This is a genomic window from Ruegeria sp. HKCCA5763, assembly GCF_013034545.1.
Lineage (GTDB): Bacteria > Pseudomonadota > Alphaproteobacteria > Rhodobacterales > Rhodobacteraceae > Ruegeria.
Genome location: NZ_WQGF01000004.1, coordinates 206,621 through 228,552 on the forward strand (window position 1 = coordinate 206,621; position 21,932 = coordinate 228,552).

General features: G+C 57.9%; 16 protein-coding genes. 10 read left to right on the forward strand and 6 right to left on the reverse strand.

The features are described from left to right. Positions 1 to 9: 9 nt before the first annotated feature. Entirely contained in the window at positions 10 to 984 is a 975-nt protein-coding gene (gene bhcB / locus GOV89_RS09435; RefSeq protein WP_171238017.1) for a beta-hydroxyaspartate dehydratase BhcB, read from the reverse strand. 10 nt (positions 985 to 994) lie between these two features. Beyond that, entirely contained in the window at positions 995 to 2,185 is a 1,191-nt protein-coding gene (gene bhcA, locus GOV89_RS09440) for an L-aspartate--glyoxylate aminotransferase BhcA (protein WP_171238018.1), read from the reverse strand. Positions 2,186 to 2,395: 210 nt separating this feature from the next. Between bhcA and GOV89_RS09445 the strand changes: the two genes are divergently transcribed. After that, the gene (locus GOV89_RS09445; protein ID WP_171176568.1) at positions 2,396 to 3,211 is read left to right on the forward strand and encodes an IclR family transcriptional regulator; all 816 of its coding nucleotides are present in this window, start codon (positions 2,396 to 2,398) and stop codon (positions 3,209 to 3,211) included. A gap of 124 nt (positions 3,212 to 3,335) precedes the next feature. Here GOV89_RS09445 and GOV89_RS09450 read toward each other — a convergent pair whose 3' ends face one another. Further along, on the reverse strand, positions 3,336 to 4,265 hold the full coding sequence (locus tag GOV89_RS09450) for a LysR family transcriptional regulator (protein ID WP_171238019.1): 930 nt from the start codon (positions 4,263 to 4,265) through the stop codon (positions 3,336 to 3,338). A 60-nt stretch (positions 4,266 to 4,325) separates the two neighbouring features. Here GOV89_RS09450 and GOV89_RS09455 point away from each other — a divergent pair, with 60 nt between their 5' ends. The 4 genes from GOV89_RS09455 (at position 4,326) to GOV89_RS09470 (ending at position 9,484) form a co-directional block, all read left to right on the forward strand. Continuing rightward, entirely contained in the window at positions 4,326 to 5,117 is a 792-nt protein-coding gene (locus GOV89_RS09455) for a 2OG-Fe(II) oxygenase (protein ID WP_171176572.1), read from the forward strand. Further along, positions 5,114 to 6,373: a Xaa-Pro peptidase family protein gene (locus GOV89_RS09460; protein WP_171176573.1), complete on the forward strand. Its 1,260-nt coding sequence runs from the start codon at positions 5,114 to 5,116 to the stop codon at positions 6,371 to 6,373. The genes GOV89_RS09455 and GOV89_RS09460 overlap by 4 nt, the downstream gene beginning before the upstream one ends. Positions 6,374 to 6,444: 71 nt before the next feature. Further along, positions 6,445 to 8,241 carry a cobalamin-dependent protein gene (locus GOV89_RS09465; RefSeq protein ID WP_171176575.1) on the forward strand — a complete coding sequence of 599 codons (1,797 nt, stop codon included), beginning with the start codon at positions 6,445 to 6,447 and terminating at the stop codon, positions 8,239 to 8,241. 136 nt (positions 8,242 to 8,377) lie between these two features. Next, entirely contained in the window at positions 8,378 to 9,484 is a 1,107-nt protein-coding gene (locus tag GOV89_RS09470; RefSeq protein ID WP_171176577.1) for a Hint domain-containing protein, read from the forward strand. Between the two features lie 11 nt (positions 9,485 to 9,495). On the opposite strand, the gene GOV89_RS09475 is transcribed toward GOV89_RS09470, so the two are convergent. After that, complete coding sequence (locus tag GOV89_RS09475) at positions 9,496 to 10,422, reverse strand: LysR family transcriptional regulator (protein ID WP_171176579.1); 927 nt, start codon at positions 10,420 to 10,422, stop codon at positions 9,496 to 9,498. A 106-nt stretch (positions 10,423 to 10,528) separates the two neighbouring features. Here GOV89_RS09475 and GOV89_RS09480 point away from each other — a divergent pair, with 106 nt between their 5' ends. The 5 genes from GOV89_RS09480 (at position 10,529) to GOV89_RS09500 (ending at position 17,051) form a co-directional block, all read left to right on the forward strand. After that, a complete protein-coding gene (locus GOV89_RS09480; protein ID WP_171176581.1) occupies positions 10,529 to 11,905 on the forward strand; it encodes an aminotransferase in 1,377 nt (458 codons plus the stop codon). Between the two features lie 109 nt (positions 11,906 to 12,014). Continuing rightward, positions 12,015 to 13,499 carry an aldehyde dehydrogenase family protein gene (locus GOV89_RS09485; protein WP_171176583.1) on the forward strand — a complete coding sequence of 495 codons (1,485 nt, stop codon included), beginning with the start codon at positions 12,015 to 12,017 and terminating at the stop codon, positions 13,497 to 13,499. Continuing rightward, on the forward strand, positions 13,496 to 14,758 hold the full coding sequence (locus GOV89_RS09490; protein ID WP_171176585.1) for an aminotransferase class I/II-fold pyridoxal phosphate-dependent enzyme: 1,263 nt from the start codon (positions 13,496 to 13,498) through the stop codon (positions 14,756 to 14,758). The genes GOV89_RS09485 and GOV89_RS09490 overlap by 4 nt, the downstream gene beginning before the upstream one ends. Then, positions 14,759 to 15,772 (forward strand): glutamate cyclase domain-containing protein, encoded by a 1,014-nt coding sequence (locus GOV89_RS09495; protein WP_171176587.1) that lies wholly within the window; start codon positions 14,759 to 14,761, stop codon positions 15,770 to 15,772. A 19-nt stretch (positions 15,773 to 15,791) separates the two neighbouring features. Further along, on the forward strand, positions 15,792 to 17,051 hold the full coding sequence (locus GOV89_RS09500) for an aminotransferase class V-fold PLP-dependent enzyme (protein ID WP_171176589.1): 1,260 nt from the start codon (positions 15,792 to 15,794) through the stop codon (positions 17,049 to 17,051). Between the two features lie 43 nt (positions 17,052 to 17,094). Here the strand turns inward: GOV89_RS09500 and GOV89_RS09505 are convergent, their stop codons facing one another. Together GOV89_RS09505 and GOV89_RS09510 are read right to left on the reverse strand one after the other, a co-directional pair. Further along, entirely contained in the window at positions 17,095 to 19,509 is a 2,415-nt protein-coding gene (locus GOV89_RS09505; RefSeq protein WP_171176591.1) for an FAD-dependent oxidoreductase, read from the reverse strand. A 5-nt stretch (positions 19,510 to 19,514) separates the two neighbouring features. After that, positions 19,515 to 21,932, reverse strand: a complete 2,418-nt coding sequence (locus GOV89_RS09510) for an FAD-dependent oxidoreductase (RefSeq protein ID WP_171176593.1) — start codon at positions 21,930 to 21,932, stop codon at positions 19,515 to 19,517.

Here is a 21,932-nt window from a genome sequence, read left to right on the forward strand (position 1 = left end):
ACTTCCTCCTCAGCCCTGGGTCCAGGGCAATTTGTCCAGATCCACGTTGCCACCCGTGATGATCACGCCGACGCGTTGGCCTTTGAACACCTCGGGGTGTTTCAGGATCGTCGCCAGCGGAACGGCGCAGCTGGGCTCCATCACGATGCGCAGGTATTTCCAGGTGATCTTCATCGCGGCGATGATCTCGTCTTCGCTGGCGGTGTGGATGTCGCGCACAAAGTTCGACACAAAGTGCCAGGTGTTTTCTTTCAGCGGCACTTTCAGCCCGTCGGCGATGGTGATCGGTGCGTCGTCGGCGATGATGTGACCAGCCTTGAAGCTGCGATAGGCGTCATCGGCCTGTTCCGGTTCCGAGGCATAGATCTGCACCTCGGGCGCCAGGTTCGACAGGGTCAGGCAGGTGCCCGAGATCATGCCACCGCCGCCGATGGGCGCAACCACCGCGTCCAGCCCGTCGGTCTGTTCCAGCAGCTCCGCCGAACAGGTCGCCTGCCCCGCAATCACGCGCGGGTCGTTATACGGGTGCACGAACTCGCCGCCTGTGCGGGCCTGCACCTCGGCAAACACCACCTCGCGCGAGGTGGTCGAGGGCTCGCATTCGGTGATGATCCCGCCATAGCGGCGCACCGCGTCCTTCTTGGCCTGCGGTGCCGTGCGCGGCATCACCACGTTGCAGGGAATGCCCCGGCGGCCCGCCGCATAAGACAGGCTGAGCGCATGGTTGCCGGAAGAATGCGTGCAGACGCCGCGCTCGGCGGCCTCGTCATTCAGGCCAAAGACCGCATTGCAGGCCCCGCGCACTTTGAAAGCGCCCGCCTCCTGGAAGTTCTCGCATTTGAAGAACAGCTGCGCGCCGGTCAGATCGTCCAGATACTCCGACCGCAACACCGGGGTGCGGTTGATATGGGGTTTGATCCGCTCATGCGCCTCGCGCATATCGGCGATGGTCAGGCAATCGGCTGTGGTCATTGCATCCAACATCAGAGCCTCCTTACGCTGCAGATTGCATGGGTGTGGCACGGCCCGCGCGGAAGTATTCCTGCGCTGCGGCCACGCCGCGGCCCAGCTCGATCGGATAGTCCAGATCGGCCATGGCCATTTCGATCGTGGCCAGACCGGACAGAACCATCACGTCCGTCAGGCTGCCCAGATGGCCGATGCGGAAGGCCTTGCCGTTCATCTCGCCCAACCCGATGCCAAAGCTGACACCATATGTGTTGAAGGCATGATCCGTCAGCGCATTGCTGTCGAAGCCGTCGGGTACATAGATCGCGCTGACGGTGTCAGAGTAGAGATCCGGCGACTGCGCCACCAGCTCCAACCCCCAGGCCGAGGTGGCCTTGCGCACACCTTCGGCGAGACGGAAGTGGCGGGCATAGACATTGTCCAAGCCTTCCTCGAACAGCATTTTCAGGCTTTCGCGCATGCCATAGATCAGCTGCAGCGGCGGGGTATAGGGAAAGCCGCCCGACGCGTTGGCATTCATCATGTCGCGGAAGTCAAAGAAGGTGCGCGGCAGTTGTGCCGTCTCCATCGCCGCCAGCGCCTTGGGGCTGACACACAAGATCGCCATTCCGGTGGCCAGCATGAAGCCCTTCTGCGAGCCCGAGACCGCGATATCAACGCCCCAGTCGTCAAACGCGAAGGGCATCGAGGCCAGCGAGCTGACGCAATCTACAAACAGCATCGCCGGATGAGTGCTGGCATCCATTGCCCTACGTACCGCTGCAATATCCGAACGTACGCCAGTCGCCGTCTCATTATGGGTGACCAAAACCGCCTTTATCTCATGGGCCTTGTCGGCGGCCAGAGCCTCGGCGAACTTGTTCGCCGGAGCACCGCTGCCCCATGGGCATTCGATGATCCGGACATCCAGCCCGTGACGCTGACACAGGTCGATCCAGCGATGGCTGAACATGCCATAGCGCGCCACGAGGACGGCATCGCCAGGGCTGAGCGTATTGGTCATCGCGGCCTCCCAACCGCCTGTCCCGCTGGCCGGGAAGGTAATGACCTGGCCCGAGGTTGTCCCAAATACCCGCTTGGTGTCTTCCAACACAGGGGCAAACGTTTCAACAAAATCGGGCGCACGATGGTCTTGCGTCTGAACCTGCATCGCAAGACGCAGACGATCGGGGATATTTGTGGGCCCCGGAATAAAAACTGGGTTTTGTTGAGACATGGCTTGCCCCTCCTCTTTGGTAATATGATGTTACCAATGCTTGGGGTTTGCAATTTTCTCGAAAATGTTTTTCACATAGCGAAAAAATTACCTAGCGCATTGAAACACATGGGTAAGATCGTTTTTCACTTTGGAGAGGAAATTTTTCAAATTTGAAAAATTCTGCAGCGAAGCCTAAAAGCGAGCTGTGGACCACATAGGAAAATCCCCATGGAGAATCATAAAAAGCCGCGCGGCAGGCCCAAGTCACTGTTCAAGGAAAGTTCAGCCGGAACACTGCAATCCCTGGACCGGGCTTTGGAGACATTGACGACCCTGGCGACGCTGGAACGCTGCACGCTGAGCGACCTCAGTCGCGAGACGGGCGTGCCAACGGCTACGACGCATCGCATACTGACGACGCTGTCCAACCGCGGCTATGTCAGTTTTGATGAGCAACGCCAGGAATGGATGATCGGGATCGAGGCGTATCGGACTGGTGCGTCTTATCTGAACCGCAACAGCGTGGTTGAGATTGGTCGACCGATCCTGCGCAGGCTTATGCGCGACTCGGGTGAGACGGCGAATATGGCAATGCCAGATGGAAGCCATGTGGTATTCGTCAATCAGATCGAAACCAGCAATCCGATCAGGGCCTTTTTCCCGCCCGGCGCGCGGACGCCGATGTACGCGTCGGGGACCGGAAAGGCATTGCTGGCCGAGCTTAGCCAGGATGCCTTGGGCAGGCTGACGTCGGACCTTACGTTTGAGCCTTACACAGATCGCACGCATAGATCGACGGCGTCTCTGTTTGAAGATCTTACACTGATCCGACAACGCGGTTGGTCCTTTGATGATGAGGAGCGTTACGAGGGAATGTCCTGCACCGGAGCGGCAATTCAAAACCAATTTGGCGTTGCATGTGCGGGTATTTCCGTCTCTGGCCCCACTGCGCGGATCAACAAAGCGAACGCTGCTTACTTCGGCGAAATGGTCCTTGAGGCGGCGCACGAAATTACATTGGCAATCGGTGGTCAGCCGCGCTGAGCAGCCTCTGCCTTTGTGCGCTATGAACGTGACATTCGAAACAAATACTCAGGGACTTGCCCTGGGCAAAGACCATCATCTAAGCGATCAAGCGTTGATTAACTAGCGGTGTGCCGGTGCTCGCTCATGCCCAATTCAGTGCCAGATGCGCGCTGAACTGACGGACGGCAGAGGTATCGAAACGCGCATGCGGGATCACGCAAACATAGTCCTTTTTCATTTTCAAGGCATGTTTCGACGGGATAACGAGTAGCCCCGATGCAAGGTCCGTTTTGGCCAGGACGGAAGGCACCAGCGCGATACCGGCCCCCCGCTTGGCTGTTGCGATGGCGAAGGTCAAATCGTTGATCGTCAAACCCGCATCAGAAAACGGCGTTGCATCAGACTCGACCTGGCGCCTCCAATCCGACCAAAGTGGCTCGCTTGCATAGTTTGAGCCCCATTTGTTGTGGATGAATTTGTTGTCCGGGACATTTGTCAGTGCTTCATCCATGTTGGGATATGCTTCACAGAACCAGGGGGCGCAGACCGGTATCGCAACATCTGAAAACAGGCGAGTTTCCCGGTAACCCGGATAAAGCGCCGAGCCATAGGTCAGACGTATGTCGATGGCTTCACGTTCAAAGTCGATCGGGTCTTCCTGAACGCGAACATCCAGCGATATTCCGGTTTCTTCGGTAAACGTGATGGCTTTGGGCAGAAACCACAACTCAGCCAATGCCGGCAGCACGCTGACAACCAACTGCCGGGTTGACGTATCGCTGCGTACGATCCGAGCGGCTTCAGACATTTCCTCAAAGGCACGAGCGAGCTTGGGGTACATCATTTCACCCGCATCCGTCAGCGAAATCCGGTTGCCTTTGCGGACGAACAGTTTTTTGCCGAGATGATCCTCAAGGGTTTTGATCTGTAAACTGATCGCGGCCGAGCTGACGCTCAGTTCTTTCCCAGCCAATACGAAACTGCCACATCGGGCTGCGGCTTCAAAGGCGCGCAACGCGGTCAGAGGCGGAAGAGTGTGCCCATAGCCCATAGTAAAACTTATGATACCCAATAATTTTCCTGGTTGCTTTTGTCATAAACTGAACTTCAATGAAGTAAAGGAGGACGCGCGATGAAGCACTTGCTGGATCTTGAAAAATACCCTTTGCACAGACCTGACAGCCGGGAATACGAGAAACTGGTGAAAAAGTGTCGGGCAGACCTGGCATCTGACGGCATGTTCAACCTGCCAGGATTTTTTAAGCCTGGCATCGCACAGCAAGCTGCAGATGCGGCGAAACCCGCGTTGGACACAGTCTCATTCAGGCATGCGCGTAAACACAACGTCTACTTCAAAGATGATATGCCCGGCATCGACGATGCGCATCCGGCGATGGTCAAATCGCAGACTGTCAACCATACACTGTGCGCCGATCAGCTAGAGGGCAACCCGGTGATCGATGTATACGAATGGCAACCCTTCGCCGACTTTCTGGCTGCAACAATGGGCAAAGAAAAGCTGTATCAGATGGATGACCCCATGGCGCGTGTGAACGTGCAGGCAACACGGGATGGCGAAGGGTTGAACTGGCATTTCGACCGCTCGGAATTCACGACGACGATCTTGTTGCAGGCCCCTGAGGTGGGCGGTGAGCTTGAGTATCGCAAAGACCTGCGCACGCCGGATGACCAAAACTATGAAGGTGTTGTCGCTGTTCTGGCCGGGAAGGACCCGGAAGTAAAACGGATCATGCCGTTGCCCGGCGCGCTTAATGTGTTCCGTGGGGTGAATACACCGCACCGTGTTGTACCTGTTCAAGGCGACACCGAACGCGTGATCGCGATTTTCTCGTTTTATGAGACCCCTGGCGTTTATTTTTCCGCCGAAGAACAAATTGGTTTCTATGGGCGTTCCGTGTCATGACTCAGGTGCGCCCTGCCTTCAAGGATGAGCGCAAGCTAACCTACCTGAACCGCGACGGTGCGGATAAGCCGCTGATCAGCCCAGTCCCACAGGCCACTCTGGATGCGGCCCGTGCCTATCGATTGGCCCGATTGCGACAGCAGATGGCACAGCATGATGTGGCAGGTCTGTTGCTCTATGATCCGATTAATATCCGCTATGCGGTCGACAGCTCGAACATGCAGATTTGGACGGGCCACAATCCGGTTCGTTATGCGATGATCCTGGCGGGCGGCCCAGCAATCCTGTGGGAGTTCAAGGGCTGTGAACACCTGAACAATGGTTTGCCCGGTATCGACGAAATTCGAACCGCCGTGTCATGGATGTTCATGACAAAGGGCGACAAAGCCCCTGTTGGCGTTGAAGGTTGGGCTGATGAAATAGCTGACGTAATCCGCCAACATGGTGGTGGCAATCGCCGCTTTGCTGCAGACAGGCTGGACGGCCCGGGACTTCACGCGCTTCAAAAGCGCGGTCTAACTTTCGTGGAAGGGGGTGAATTGACGGAGCGCGCGCGCTCGATCAAGTCCCCTGACGAAATCGAACTGATGCGTTGGACCATTCGCGTCTGCGAAGCTGGGATGGCACGTATCTACGAACATTCAGTTCCCGGCGTAACCGAACGCGAGCTATGGGCCCATCTTCATTTTGAGAATGCACGTTCGGGCGGAGATTGGCTTGAAACCAAGCTTTTGACCTGCGGTCCTAATACAAACCCTTGGTACAAAGAATGTTCGGACCGGGTATGCCGATTGGGTGAAATGATATCGTTTGATACAGATATGATTGGCCCGTACGGTTACTGCGCGGACCTCAGCCGCAGTTGGACCTGTGGTTATACCCCGATGACGGATACGCAGCGGCGGATCTATGCGACGGCTGTGGATCAGATCTACCATAACCTGGATGTGTTGAAGCCGGGGATGACATTTGCCGAGTTTAACGAAAGAAGCTGGCGCATTCCTGAACGGCATGTTGACTATCGATATTCGCTGGCGGTCCATGGCGTGGGCATGGCAGATGAATGGCCTGTCATCCCGTTGCATGTCGATTTCGATGAGACCGCCATGTCGGGCGTAATCGAGCCGGGAATGGTCGTCTGCGTCGAAAGTCTTGTTGGGGAAGAGGGCTCGGAAAGTGTCAAACTGGAAACTCAGGTGCTGGTAACCGAAACAGGGATTGAACGGTTGGACAGTTTCCCTTGGGAGAGTATCTAGGTGCCTTCGTCACCGGAAATCGCTGGGGTTAATAGACTTGCCTGCTGCACTGAATTGGCCATTGTGGCGAAATGGACGATCGAAACCTCAGAATTGACAGAGCGGCGCTTCTGCCAGAGCAGGACCTGATCAGCGGCCCAGAGCTGTTGAGCTGTGGTAAAAAAATGGTGTCGGACTGGCGTGTCGGCAGCAGTGCTTTCCAGGTCGCGACCGGGTACAAGAACGAGATTGACTACAAGAAGTCCATGATCCGGTCCGGGCAGGTTATGCAGCATGCGCATCTTGGATTTCGGGACGTGTCCCACAGTATTGATGCCATCCGAAGGGTGTATGATACCTGCGCCCAGCGCGGTGCACGGGTTGATCGCTTTGGTATGTGTCTGGATTGGTCGATGGGGTTTCCGAGACATCAAAGAACCGAAAACGTGCGTGGAACAGGTGTTATCCTAAAGGACGCGGACGCGTTTGCGCGTCTTACACAAGCCAGCCCCGCGGCGATGCATTTCGGTGATTTCATGCTGGGGTTTCCGGCAGCTCTGGAAAACACATGCGCTGCACTTGCGGCTGGGGCCACAACGATCGGCAATCTGGGGCAGTATTTCACGTTTCGTCTGCCGGGCTACCAAGACGATATAGAGACCACAAAAGCTACCGTTAAGGCGCTTGGCCTGATTGCCGCGCAACCTGTTCCTGTATTGGTGCACTCAAATCTGGATGACGGATACGCCGCAATATTCGAGGACCTGACCTCGGTCTTGGGTCAGGCTTTGCTTGAGAAGCACATTGTAACCGGGCTGATCGGCGCGCCTTATGCTGTTTGCTATGGCCATCACTTTACCGAACCCCTGACGCGTCTGGCATTTCAACGCGCCTTGGCGCAGATCAGCGATGGGGTTCCGGGGTCGCAGATCTATGGCGCAACGGTGCTTTACAAAGGATCGCGTGCCGAAAACTATGCAGGGCTGTCCTCGTATCTTTTGTCCGATATTGTGGCGCAGCGGTTGCGACCAAGCGGGCACGCGCTGAACCCGGTTCCAGTAAGCGAGAATGAGCGCATCCCCGACGTGACCGAGATTTGCGACGCACAATGTCATTTGAGCAGGTTGACCGAGCTGGCAGAGGGGTATCTGCCCCTGTTTGACATGACTGAGATTGATCGGATCAGCGATATGCTGCTACGCGAAGGTCAGCGTTTTGCAGATCGGGTTCTTGCTGGATTGTCAAAAGGTGGCATCAATACAGACGATCCCTTTGAGATGCTGCTGGCCCTGCGTCGCATCGGTGGGCGCGCTTTGGAGCAAGCCTTTGGCGGAGGTGAAGAAAGGCCAGATGCGCCGCGTCGCAGAACCCCCATTGTAAGCGCTACAACATATCGCGAACTAGAAGAAGCCGCCGCGCGTTTCATGTCCTCTGAAGCCGGTCGGGCAGTGGCCCATTTGGCCAAGTCTTCTGCCCGTATTCTGACTGCAACCACAGATGTGCACGAGCATGGGAAGATGCTTTTGGATCTGGTGTTCGGCAAAGCAGGATTTGTTGTCATAGATGGTGGCGTTTCAAGCGACCCGGATCACATTGTGGCCTTGGTCAAACAAAACGCGGCCGATGCCATTGCACTTAGCACGTATAATGGCGTGGCGTTGCGGTACTCAAAAACACTGTTGCAAAAGTTGGAAGAGGCCGGGTTGGATGTGCCGGTTCTGATCGGCGGTCGGTTGAACGAGATACCAGAAGGCACGAATACAAGCCTGCCTGTGGATGTGACCGATCAGCTGACCGAGATCGGGGTCATTGCCTGCACTAATCTGGAGGCTGCCGCTGAGGCGCTGGAGAATGTGCTTGCCCGCAGCATACCAGACCGTGGATTGTAACTCTTTTCACGTAGCGCTGCTTTGGGCGAAATGTCCGTCAATAGCGAATCCGTCAATGTTTATCTGTTGTGCCTGTTTGCAAGAAGCCGACAATCCTTTAGCCTGAAAAAGCGTTCCGCAAGTGAGCTGAGGGGACATGGCTGACTATATCGTACACGCTTTGGCTGCCAGCCAGGTCTCGATCACTGGAGGTGAAAGCCTGAGCGGTATCACCCAGGGTGATGGGTCAAACCTTGTCGGTCAATTTATAACGATCGGCAATGGCCCGCTGACGGATCTAAACGTGTCAGACGCCGGATCGGACTCCGATTTTGACGACAATGACGGGAACCAGCGCTTAAACGGTGCTCAGAGCTTTGATGGTACGACCTATGCCGATGGGACGCGTATCGAGGCTGAATACAGCATCACGCTGCGTGACAACAGCACCGGGCAAACCTATCAGGTTCTTGGTGTCAACATTAACAATTCCTCTCCTTCGTTTGGCACCACCGAAGGTGTGGCCTTTGTTGGTAGTTTCCCACCGCGCGGAGTGCCGCTTGAGGTTATCTCATCCGCAGAAGGGCCAGGGTCTTCGGGACAGCCGCCTGTCGATGAGAGCAGTCTGGTACCTTGTTTCACCGGGTCAACATTGATTTCAACGACGACCGGGCCAGAGCGGGTCGAACAGATTACACTGTCGGATCTGGTCCTTACACGTCAACATGGACCTCAACCTGTGCGATGGATTGGCAGACGGCGGGTCGCTGAATCAGAGCTTCATGCCAACCCAAAGCTATACCCGGTTCGAATTCTTGCCGGGTCTCTGGGAAACGGATTTCCGCAGAGGGATCTGTTGATATCGCGGCAGCATCGAATGCTTGTCCGCTCGTCCATTGCCGAACGCATGTTTGGCGTCCCAGAGGTTCTTGTCCCGGCTATCAAATTGACAAGCCTTCCTGGGGTTTACGTGGACAAGACTGTCCAGGAAGTCGAATACTTCCACCTGCTGTTTGACCGGCACGAGATCATCTTTGCTGAAGGCGCGCCGTCAGAGAGCCTGTTTACCGGGCCCGAAGCGCTCAAGGCGATTAGCGCTGAGGCGCGAGAAGAGATTTTCGTGCTGTTCCCAGAACTGAAACAAACGGATGTGTTGCCAGAGCCTGCCGGGTTCATCCCGACGGGCAAACAGCAACGGAAACTCATTGACCGTCATGTCAAGAACGAGAAACCCCTTGTGTCATTAGCTGACATCGCACTTTAGACCTATTGCAGTCAGGTTATGTGAAACCCACAGTCAGGCAGGCTGCACCATTCCGACAACAACTTGGCGATTTGTAAAATCGGATCACCATCTTCCATATCCTCTGACCTTAATACTGCGTGCCACGGCACGGAAATACCGTCCCGAGTAACCTGAGCGCCAACGATGCGGCCTTCTTTGAGCGCTGACTGAAGCGCCCAGTTCGAAAGCACACTGGTACCCAGATCCGAGGCAACCAACTCGACAATCGCTTCGGGCAATTCGACAGTTGCAGCCCATTTCGGGTAGCTGTCCGTCGGGCGGAACAACAGCGCGAATTCGCGGTCAGGCTCTGGGATCTTGGTATAGGTGATAAATGGCTCACCCACGATATCAGACCCTTCCACATATGGGTGATCCGCCAGACGATGTGACGGTGGCATGATGTAAAGCAAAGGGTCGTCAAACAGTTTGATGCTGCTGAGCCCGGCTTGCGAGACCGTGCCAGAGGTAATCGCGATGTCCAGATGCCGGTTTAGTAGCCCGCTCAGCGGGTCGCTGCGCGCGCCAGCCATGATTTGGATATCAATCCCGTCGGTGCGCGCCTTCATGAACTTGATGAACGAGGGCAGCCAGCGATAGTTGCTGTAGGCTTCAACCGACAGACGTACGACATGTTGTACGTTGGCATTCATGCGCCGCACGTCCTCTTCCGCGCGGCTCAGATCGGTCAGGATGCGCTCGGCCACGATTGCCATGTAGTCGGCAGCGGGCGTCCGGCGCAGTTTCTTGTGCATTCGGGTGAACAGAGGCACATCCAGTCTGCGCTCGGCCTCTCGCAGACGATGCGACAGGGCCGAAGGTGTCACGCCCAGCTTTTTGGCGGCATCAGTGATCCGGCCAGTTTCATTGATGGCTTGGATCAATTGCAGGTGGCGCAGATCGAGGAGAGGTTTCATGTGTTTTTAGCCTGAAAAATATTCACAAAAACCAAAAAACTTCGAAATTGAAATTCAGTCAATAACAAGGTGAAGTCCCGGCAGGTTTTCTTTTGGAGCATACGCCATGAACGTTGACGCCCGACGCGCGATTGAACAGGACAAGGCGCATCACGTCCATCCGCAGTCTAATTTGCGTCAGCATGCCGAGAATGGCCCGACCATGATCACCCATGGTAAGGGCGTCTTCATCTACGACAGCGAAGGGCATGAGATCATCGACGGGTTTTCCGGGCTGGGTTGCGTCTCGTTGGGTTACCATAACGAGCGCCTATCCAACGCGGCCAAACGCCAGATGGATGTTCTGCCTTTTGCACCGACCTTCTACAACCGTTCGCACCCACGTGTTGCGGAATTGGGTGAGCGCCTGATTGGTATGGCTCCGGTCGACATGGACCGGGTAATGTTCCAGTGTTCCGGGTCCGAGGCGAACGATACTGCGATCAAGCTGCTGTGGTACGCCAACACCGCCAAAGGCGAGCCCAATCGCCGTAAGATCATTGGCCGCGTACGCGGTTACCATGGCAACACGATAGCCACCGTGTCCTTGTCGGGCCAACCGCATATGCATGCCAAATTTGGCCTGCCGCTGTCCGAATTCAAGCACACCGAATTGCCAAACTACTACCGCTTCCACATCGACGGTGAGAGCGAAGAAGAGTTCTCGGCCAGAATGGCGGCCAAGTTTCAAGAGCTGATTTTAGCGGAAGGCCCTGAAACCGTGGCGGCATTCTTTGCCGAACCGGCCATCTCAGGCGGTGGTGCACTGATGCCGCCCGAAGGCTATTGGCGAGAAATGCAGGCGGTTCTACGTAAATACGACATCAAGTTCCTGGCCGACGAGGTCGTTTGCGGCTTTGGTCGCACCGGCAATATGTGGGGCTCGCAGACCTGGGGGTTAGAGCCTGACATGATCTCGTGTGCCAAAGCGCTGTCGGCGGCGTTTTTCCCGATCTCGGCGCTGATGTTCAAGGATGAGATTTACGCCGACATGATGAAGAACTCGGATGAGGTTGGCACGTTCGGTCACGGCTACACATATGCCGGACACCCGGTAGGTGCTGCCGTCGGGCTTGAGGCGTTGGATATATACGACGAGATGGATCTGGTCGGCCATGTCCGCAGGGTCTCGACCCGGTTCCTGGAAAAATGCCACGCTATGGCCGATCACCCGCTTGTGGCCGAGGTGCGGGGTGTTGGCCTGTTCTGCGGTTTCGAACTGATGAAGGATGCCAAAACCCGCGAACCTTTCGATCCCTCTTGGAAAGTGGGCGAACTTGTGCAGAACTTTGCCCATGATCGGGGTCTGTACTTGCGGGCGATTGGCGACCGGATGAGCTTTATGCCGCCGCTGATCATCAATGAGGATGAGATTGATGTTGCGACTGAACGGTTCAAGGGCGCGTTGGACGACGCGTGGGCCGTGGTCCGCACCAAGATCTGATTTGCTTTAGGGTCAGATCCAAGCTCTCACCCGGTCGCTGCGCCGCTGAACTCCCTCCAGGCGGCGCGACTTATTCTGAAATACCTCTAGCCTGCCAAGGAGAACAGGGATGACGACACACCTGGAACCGAAACTGCCCGAAGCGGGTTTGGCCGGAAGCTATATCAACGGGGCATGGCACTGGCCCGAAGGGCGACTAGTGGTCGAAAATCCCTCGCGTCGCGCACCCATCTGCGAGGTTGGTCGCGGCACGTCAACCGAGGTCGACTTGGCCGTCGAAGCCGCCCGTGCCGCGCTCCCAGCGTGGCGCGTTTTGGCGGCAAGCGAGCGTGGCAAACTGTTGACCGAACTCGGCCGTCGCCTGGAAGAAAATGTCGAAGAAGTCGCCCGCGTGCTGGCTGCTGAAAGCGGGAATGCGATCAAAACCCAGTCACGCGGAGAGGCATTGGGCGCGGCGGGCGTTCTGAAGTATTATGGTGGTGTGGCGGTTGAGCAAAAGGGCGAAACCCTGCCGCTCGGCCCGGGACTGCTGAGCTATTCGACGCGCGAGCCACATGGGGTTGTGGGCTCGATCATCCCCTGGAATTCTCCATTGCAGCTTGGTGCGGTGAAGATTTCGATGGCGCTTGCCACCGGCAACTGCCTGGTGTTGAAACCTGCCGAAGATGCGCCCCTGGCAATCCTGAAACTGGCTGAACTTGCGGATGGCTTGTTTCCACCGGGTGTTTTTAATGTGGTCACTGGGTTGGGAGAGGAAGCTGGTGCAGCGCTTGCTTCGCATCCGGGTATCGACAAGGTGTCCTTTACCGGTTCAAGCGATGTGGGCAAGTTAATTGGCCATGCCACGGCTGATCGCATTGCAAAACTTACTCTGGAACTGGGCGGGAAATCCCCGACCATCGTCTTCCCTGACGCCATCGCCGATGGCCGTCTGGACAGCACCGCGCAGCAGGTGGCAAACGCGATGCGGTTCATGCGGCAGGGCCAAAGTTGTACCGCCGGATCGCGCCTGTTTGTGCACAAGGATATCTGGGATGAGTTGATGCCGAAGGTCGCCGAGAAATCGGCAGCTTTGAAAGTGGGTGATGCGCTGGATCCAGACGTGGATATGGGCGCGGTGGTTAACGCGGAACGCTATGGTGAAATCCGCGCCTATGTGGCCGAAGCTGAGGCAGAAGGGGCCACCTTCCTGATCGGCGAAACGCCAGCGGAAGACCCGGCGGGTTTCTGCCCGAACCCCACCATCATCACCGGCGTTGATAACAATTGGCGCATCTCCCGTGAAGAGGTGTTCGGCCCGGTGATGGTCGCGATCCCCTTCGAGACCGAAGAGGAGGTGATCGCTATGGCCAATGACACTCACTATGGTCTTGCAGCCTTCCTGTTCACCCATGACGTCAGCCGCATAACGCGCCTGACGCGCGCTATCGATGCAGGCTGGATTCAGGTAAATCAGGGCGGCGGGCAAATCCCTGGGATGTCTTACGGGGGCACCAAGCAGTCGGGTATGGGCAGCGAATACTCGATTGAGGGAGCGCTAGAGGCATATACATACCGCAAATGCGTCACAATCAATATCGAGGGCGGCGCGTGAGCACGGACCGGTTCGGCAATGCAATTGACCCGGGCGTGGGATATGCTCGGGGGGCGCTGCTGCGGGGCTCGGGGGATGAGGTGCGCAGGTTGGCGCAGGCCGGTCGCGTGGCCAGAGATTTCGTGGCCCGCGAAGGCATCGACAAGATCGCTATCTGTACCGGTAACCTGCGGTTTTTTCCCGCCACACCGGACGATCTGAGCCTGCTGTGTGAGGAATGGATTGGTCCTGGCCTGTTCGGGGAAGAGCTGCGCAAGGCTGCTATCGCGCATCTGGGTGGACAGGGGCATGAGGCGGCGGCAGTGGTCAATCGCACTAGCGCGGGGATCGTGGCGACTGTGTTGGCGCATTCAGGCGGCAACCCGGTGCTTTCTTTGGTGGCCGCAGGCGACCGCAGCCATGCCTCGCTTCTGCGCGGGGCACGGCTGGCTGGCGTGCCGGTGCGAGAGGTTCATGATCTGGACGCAGTGCAAAAGGCTCTGGCAGAAGACAACCCGGCGCTATTCGTGATCACGCCTGTCACCTCGGAACTGTCGATGCTTGGCGATGATCTGATCCGCGACGCCGCTACGGCTGGGAACAAGGCGGGCTGTGTCACGTTCCTGGATGACGCCTATGGTGCGCGGTTCCGCCCGGTGCTGTACGGCGGTGGAGCGTCGCTGTCCTTTGGGGCTGATTTGATTATCACCAATGCAGACAAGGCTGGCCTGTCTGGCCCGCGCGCTGGTGTCCTGTGTGGTGAGGCTGCGGCGTTGGTTCCTGTGCAAGCGAAAGCGAGTGAGCTTGGGATGGAGGCTCGTGCCCCCGTCGCCGTGGGTGCAATGCGTAGTCTGCAAGGATTTACCCCCGATCTGTTGCTGCAAGAGGCGCGGGATGGTCAGGACCTGGCCGACGCGCTGGACAGCGTGCTGGGGCAAGGGCGCATCACTCGGTCGGCTCTTGGTCCAAAGATCGATGAACAGGAAGCGATGGAGATTGTTCTGGGCATGGCCGGGGCCGACAGGTCAGAATTGGTGCCAGCCGAGGTGACCGCGGCCATTGGTATGTTAATGCTGCAGAGCAAAGGGATTGTCACGGTCAACACCCATGGGCAACCCGGCGGGCGTGTCTCGATCCGGCTCAAACCGACATCGGGTGCTGTGGCGAGGGCTGGGGGTGCAATGGCGGTGGCTGACTGTTTGATGTCGGCAATGCGCCAGACTGCGCGGCATTTGCACGACAAGAAATGGTTTGCGGCAACACTGTTTGGAGACACGTGAATGGCCGATACGGCTTTGATCACCCGGCTGGATAATCGACTGGAACAGCTTGTGAACATCGATATGGGCGAACGCGGCGTTGAGCACCTGTTCGAGGCAGCCCGTGCGCTGGAAGGCCGGTCGCTGGTTGGGGCGGCTGCGGATGCGCTGATGGCAGTGCCAGAGGGTGGAACAGTTGTGTTGACTACCGGATCGGTCTCGCGGGCCTGGATCACGCCTGATCTGGGTGAAAACGATGGCCCCTCGGGTGCGGCAGCGATTGCGCGCGCGCTGGTACTGGCCCGCAATGTGACCTGCGTCATGCTGTGCGAGGAAACTCTGCTGCCTGCGATCCAGAACACCTGTCAGGCTGCCGGGCTTTTTCCCGTCACGGTGGAACAGGCGGCGATTGCGAAGGCAGACAAAAGCCTTGCCACGATTGTTATGCTTCCCTACGCCACCGATGATGCGGACGGGAAGGCGCAGGCCGAGACCCTTCTGGCCAAGCTGAACCCTGATCTGTTGTTCTCGACCGAGCGTGTCGGGCGCAATGAATTTGGCGTCTATCACTCAATGCGCGGTATCGACTATGGCATGGGTCGCGCGCGTGTCGATTTCCTGTTCGATCTGGCACTTGAGCGCGGCATCCCAGTAGTGGCGGTTGGCGATGGTGGCAACGAAATCGGCATGGGTAAGGTCGCCGACCATGTGAAGGCACATGTCCCCTACGGAGACACATGCCAATGTGGTTGCGGTGGTGGGATCGGCGCTGTGACAGGCTGTGATGTATTGGTGACGGCTGCCTGTTCCAATTGGGGCTGTACCGCGATTGCTGCTGCCATGGCAGCGCGTGCGGGCAACGCCAAACTTCTGCACACACCAAACCGAGAAACCCTTCTGCTGGACACCATGGTCTCCAACGGCCTGATCAATTCAACCCACGGGATCGTCGACGACAGCGTCGATGGGTTTCCCCGCCAAAGCCATGTCGCGGTGGCCGAGCTTTGCCGCACGATCGTGAGCCGCGCGCTCTGACAACTCACAGGACTAAACTATGATCCAAGACAATCCCGCCCTTATCGACGCAATCCGTGACCGTTTTGCTCATGTCGACAGCTGCCCGTTTCAGGGCGAGCGCATTTTCTTCGAAAACGCTGGTGGTGCGCTGACATTGAAATCCGTGGCTGAAACCTCAGCCTTTTATGCCGCAATCCCCGACAACCCAGGTCGCATCAACCCGGCGGGGCAGGGTACCCAGAACGTGATCAACAAGGCCAAGCAAGACCTGACCGTCTTCATGAACGCGTCATCGGGTCAGTTCTTTGCAGGGGAAAGCGGGACAGAACTTTTGTTCCGCTTGATCCGAACCGCCTGTTTGACCGCTCCAAAGGGGGCAAAGGTGATCGGGTCGTCCATCGAACACCCCGCCACTCGCAGTGCTGCGCGCCGGTGGGCCGGGATCGCCGGGCTGGACTATGTCAATGTTGCACATGACGACGATACCGGTTTGGTCACGCCCGAGGACTATGCTGCACTCATGACTCCGGACGTGGCGGTTGCAACGATCCTGCATGCGTCGCCCGTGACCGGTATGGGTATGGATGTTGCCGCAATCTCGAGCGCGATTCGCGCAGTTGCGCCGGATTGCCTGATCATCGTGGATGGCATTCAGCACGCAGCTCATGGGCAGCTGGATCTGGATGCCTACAATGTCGATGGCTATGCGATTTCACCGTACAAAGTTTTCTCACGCCACGGATATGGCATTGCGTGGATTTCCGACAAGCTAAGTGCTGTTCCGCACGACATGTTGATCGACGCTCCTGCAACCGGTTGGGAGTTCGGCACACGAGACACCGGCTCTTATGCTACTGTTTCTGATGTCGTGTCGTATTTCGACTGGCTGGGTGGAGAGGTTTCGGATGAAACCGAACCCCGCCAACGGATCGAAGCTGCGGGTCGAGCCATCCATGCCTACGAAACGCATCTGACCAACACTGCCATCAATGGCACTGGCAACCTGCCAGGTCTGCGCGATATGGATCACGTCACAATTCTGGCCGGAGCGGACAACCCCGCGCGCGAAGGTCTGGTGTCGATCGTTGTTGATGGCCATTCATCCGAGGATGTGGTCGCCACTCTGAACGCGCAGGGTATCAGAACCCATGTGCGCAAGGCCGATCATTATTCCGGCAACGTACTGAATCCGCTGGGTTTGCCGGATTGTATCCGCATCTCGTTCTGCCATTATAACACCGAAAAAGAGATCGCGCGCCTTCTGGCTGCCGTAAAAGAGATGGGTCAGGACGGCTGACACCACAGGTTTACAGCGTTAGATATTGGAGATGCGCGGTTCCTTAACCGCGCATCTTTTCGTTTCCGGGATCATAAAGTGCGCGCAGGCTCGCCGTTGTGGCGATGGTTTTTCCTGCAACCATGATTTGATAGCTGCGTTTGGCAAGCTCTTTCATGGCCATCCCGTCGGGACGTGTGACATAGCCCATGCCAATCGCACCGCCTACGGTCCACCCATAGCTGGCCGAGGTCAAACGCCCGACAATCTGGCCGTCGCACAGGATCGGCTCTTTGCCAAAGACCAGCGCCTCTGGGATTTCCAACCGGAAAGACAGCAACCGGCTTGCAGACCCCGCAGATTTGCGGGCTTCGATGGCGGCTTTGCCGGTGAACTCGGTGGCGAAGTCACAGGCAAAGGTCAGGCCGCTTTCGACCGGGCTGTCATGTGGTCCGATGTCGTGGCCCCAGTGGCGAAAGCCCTTTTCGATGCGGCATGAGTCAACTGACATGCCGCCACATAAGCGCGGTGCATCGGGCGCAGCCATGATTGTTTCGAACACCTGCTGGGCGAACTCGGCAGGGACATGCAGCTCCCATCCCAGCTCACCTACATAGGTGATCCGCTGTGCCCGGATCGGAGCATGACCGACATTCAATGCCTGCCATGTTCCAAAGGGGAACGTGTCGTTCGACAAATCGGCATCGGTCAGCTTGGCTAAAAAGTCCCGCGCGCGCGGTCCCATCAGGGCCAGTGTTGCCTCGGACGAGGTCACGTTGACCACGGATACATCCGTACCTGCCAGCTGCTTTTTCAGCCAGTAGTCCGTCTGAGGCTCAGCCCCGGCCGAGGCCATGACCATGTAGCGGTTTGCATTCAGGCGTGCGACGGTTACGTCTGCCTCGATCCCGCCTTGCGGGTTGAACATATGGGTGTAGACCAGCGCGCCTGGTGTCACGGCCATATTAGCCCCGCAGAGCCGCTGCATCTGTGCCTCGGCATCCTGCCCGTCGACGATGAACCGCCCAAAGGTCAGGTCGATGCAGCCCAGATTAGTGCGCAGAGCCTGATGTTCGGCCTGCCAATCGTCGAACCACGGCTCGCATCCGAAGCCATCCGTCATCTCGCGCCCATAGTAGAGCGGACGTTCCCAGCCATTGGCGCTGCCGAATTGTGCGCCCGCGTCGCGCAGGTGGGTGTAGTAAGGCGTCCGGCGTAGACCGCGCGCCTGTGTTTTGCGCAAGTAGGGCCAATGCATCTCATAAGCATGGCCGAGCGTTTCGGCCGCCTTGGTCGCGGTATAGCTGCGCGCGTTCAGGCCCGGCACGATGCGGCGGCTGTCCACATCGGTCAGGTCCATGGTCATGTGACCGGCCATGATCCATTCGGCCAGCGCCATGCCCGCGCCGGGGCCGTTCTGGATTCCGGTTGAGTTGAAACCCGCGGCGACCCAATAGCCCGCCGCATCCGGAACCGGGCCCAGATAGTGTTTGGCGTCGGGGGTAAAGCACTCCGGCCCGTTGAAAAACTTGCGGATACCGGACTCAGCCAAGGCTGGAACCCGCTCCATCGCGGCTTCAAGGATGGGAAAAAGGTGTTCCTCATCGCAGGGCAGTTCGTCGAATTCGAACGTCTCGGGCAAACCGTCCTTGGGCAGCCACGGTGTTGCGTTTGGCTCGGAACAACCGATCAGAAGCTTGCCCGCCTCTTCCTTGTAATAGGCGTATTCGTCCATCACCCGCAGGACAGGCAAGTCACCGGTCACACCCTCAATCGGGTCGGTCACAACGTAGTAATGGTTGGTGTAATGCAGCGGAATCTGCACCCCATGAGTCAGGCCAAACTCGCGCGCCCACATGCCGGTGGCGTTGACCACATGCTCGGCGCTGACCAGACCTTCGGCGGTTTCAACGCCGACAACGCGACCGCCTTCGATCACAACGCGGGTGACCTTGGTATCTTCAAAAACCTGCGCGCCGTGGGCCCGCGCGCCCTTGGCCAGAGCCATCGTCGTGTCGATGGGATTGGTATAGCCGTCGCCGGGAAACCAGAACGCGCCCTTTGCACCGTCGACGGACAGCAGAGGCCAGCGATCCTGCGCCTCGGTCAGGCTGATCTCTTCTGCGCGCAACCCGCATCCATGGGCATAGTCGACCTTGCGCCGCAACTCCTCCATACGCGCCTCGGTCAGCGCCACGGTCATCGAGCCGTTGCGCTTGAAACCGGTTTTCTGCCCGGTCTCATCCTCAAGGCTTTCCATCAGGTCGAGGCCATACTTCGCCAGCGCCGACGTGACCGGAACCCCCTGCGTTTCGCTGACCAGACCTGCGGCGTGCCATGTCGTTCCGCTGGTCAGTTTCTTACGCTCGAACAAGGCGGCGGACCAGCCTGCCTTGGCAAGGTGATAAGCGGTCGCGCAGCCGACAATGCCGCCGCCAATGATGGCGACCTGAACGTCCGTCGGAAGAGATTTCGCCATGGGTTTTATCCCCGCAACCGGTCGTTTTCAGGATCGTAGAACGGCACGGTCGCCACAGTCGCATTGACCGGAACGCCAAGCACTTCGATCTGGTATAAATCACTGGGCTGCGCCGCCTCGGTCAAATAGCCCAGAGCGACCCGCTTGCCGATGCGGAACCCGGTGCCGCCCGAGCTGACATAGCCTACGGGCTTGCCGTCGCGGCAGATGGGGTCGGAAGACAGCGCGTCGGCGCCGTGGCCGTCGAGTACGAAGGCGGTGAAATGGTAATCCTTCGGCTGCTCAGCCTGCGCCAGAAACGCGTCGCGTCCAACAAAGCTGTTTTTCTTTTTACTGACAAAACGATCCAGCCCTGCATCAAAGGCGGTGTATTCGATACCGAAATCCGCGCGCCAGCCGTGATAGCCTTTCTCAAGCCGCATGGCGTTCAGCCCGTAAGAGCCGAACTCGACAATACCGTGTTCAGTGCCCTGATCCATTATGGCGGTGTAGACGCGGACCAGATCGGCGTTGCGCATGTGCAGCTCCCAACCCAGCTCTCCGACATAAGACACGCGCAGGGCAATGACCGAAGCACCCGCAACAGTGATTTCGCGAACTGACATCCAAGGCGCGTTTTCTTTTGATAGATCATCCTGGGTCAGGGGTTGCAGGACGTCGCGGGATTTTGGCCCCATGACCATTAGGGCAGCGTCAAAATCCGAACCTCGGGTCAGGGTCACGCCCACGCCCGGCAGGAATTTCGACATCCAGTCGTGATCGCGCTGATCGGCCAGAGTCGGGCCGCAGAGCAGGTATTTGTTTTCATCCAGCCGCGCGATGGTGGCTTCGGACCAAATCTTGCCTTTGGGCGTCAGCATATAGGACAGCTTGACCCGGCCCACGCCAGGCATTGCACCACAGAAGACGTAGTTCAGGAACTCGGTGGCTTTTGGTCCTTCGACTTCATACCGAGTGAAGCCGCCATGATCCATCACACCAACTCGGTCCCGCACGCCTTCGCATTCAGCTTTGACCGCATCGTGCCAGACCTCGTGATGGAAACCCAGCTGCCCGTCATTCTTGATTTGATCTGTCTGGAACCAGAAAGCGCGTTCCCATCCGGCAATCTGCCCAAACACAGCGCCTTTGTCTTTGAGCGTATCGTAAAGCGGCGTGGTCTGCACCGGACGACCCGATTTCCACATACGATGTGGGTAGGGGATCGCGTATTGATGTTCGTACAACTCGCTCGAGCGTTTGACGGTGTAATCGAAGGTCGCCCATTCCTTGCCAAAGCGGCGGGGATCCCAGAAGGACATGTCCCATTCGGTTTCGCCCTCGGTAATCCACTCGGTCAGGGTTTTCGCCGCTGCTGCTGAGTGGGTGATACCCACCGGGAAACAGCAAGCGTGGTAGAAATTCGGCAGACCAAAGGCCGGACCACAGAGCGGCGCGCCATCGGGGCTGTAAGGTATCGGGCCGTTCACGAAGCGGCTGACCCCGGCCTCGCCCAATAACGGCACATGTTCCAGCGCGGCTTCGAGGATTTCGGCGATGTCGTCGACGCTGTCGGGATAAAGCTGGTTGGCAAAGCAATCGGGCATCCCGTCCAGCCACGCGGGCCGCCCTTCGTGTCCGTAAGAGCCCAGCAGCAACCCGTTCCGCTCGCGCCGAAGGTAATACATGATGTCCGGGTCGCGGACGAGGGGGAAGTTTTCCGGGTTCGCTTCCAGTTCCGGCAGGCTTTCGGTGACCAAATATTGGTGTTCCAGCGTTACGACGGGCAGTTTCTGGCCGACCATCTCACCCACCTGGCGACCGTAATAGCCCCCGGCGTTGATCACGATGTCACAGACAACATTGCCCTTGTCCGTCTGAACCTCCCACTCGCCCGAAGCGCGGCGTGAGATGCCGGTGACTGTGGTGAACCGCGCAATCGCCGCGCCCTTATCCCGAGCGCCTTTGGCCAGGGCCTGGGTCAGTTGCGAAGGGTCCACATCGCCCTCATAGGGGTCAAGGATGCCGCCGATGATGCTGTCGCCTGAACTGAAATAAGGGTGCATGTCATCCATTTCGGACGGGGTGAGCATCGCCATGTCATAGCACAGACCCTTGGAAACCCCGACAAGATGGCGGAACAGGTCCATGCGTTCGGGCGTGTGGGCGGGCCAGAACGCGCCGGTGTGGCGGTAGGTGATCGGATAATCGACCTCTTCCGCCAGATCCTTATACAGCCGCCAAGCATAATTGCCCGCGCGCATCCCGCCCCAGCTGTTGGCATAGGTGGGGATGTTGCCCGCTGCGTGCCAGGTCGACCCGCTGGTCAATTCGTTCTTTTCGATCAGCAGTGTGTCGGTCACCCCGGCTTTGGCAAGATGATAAAGGGTCGAGACACCAACCGCGCCGCCCCCGATGATCACAACTTTGGCTTGGCTTTTCAT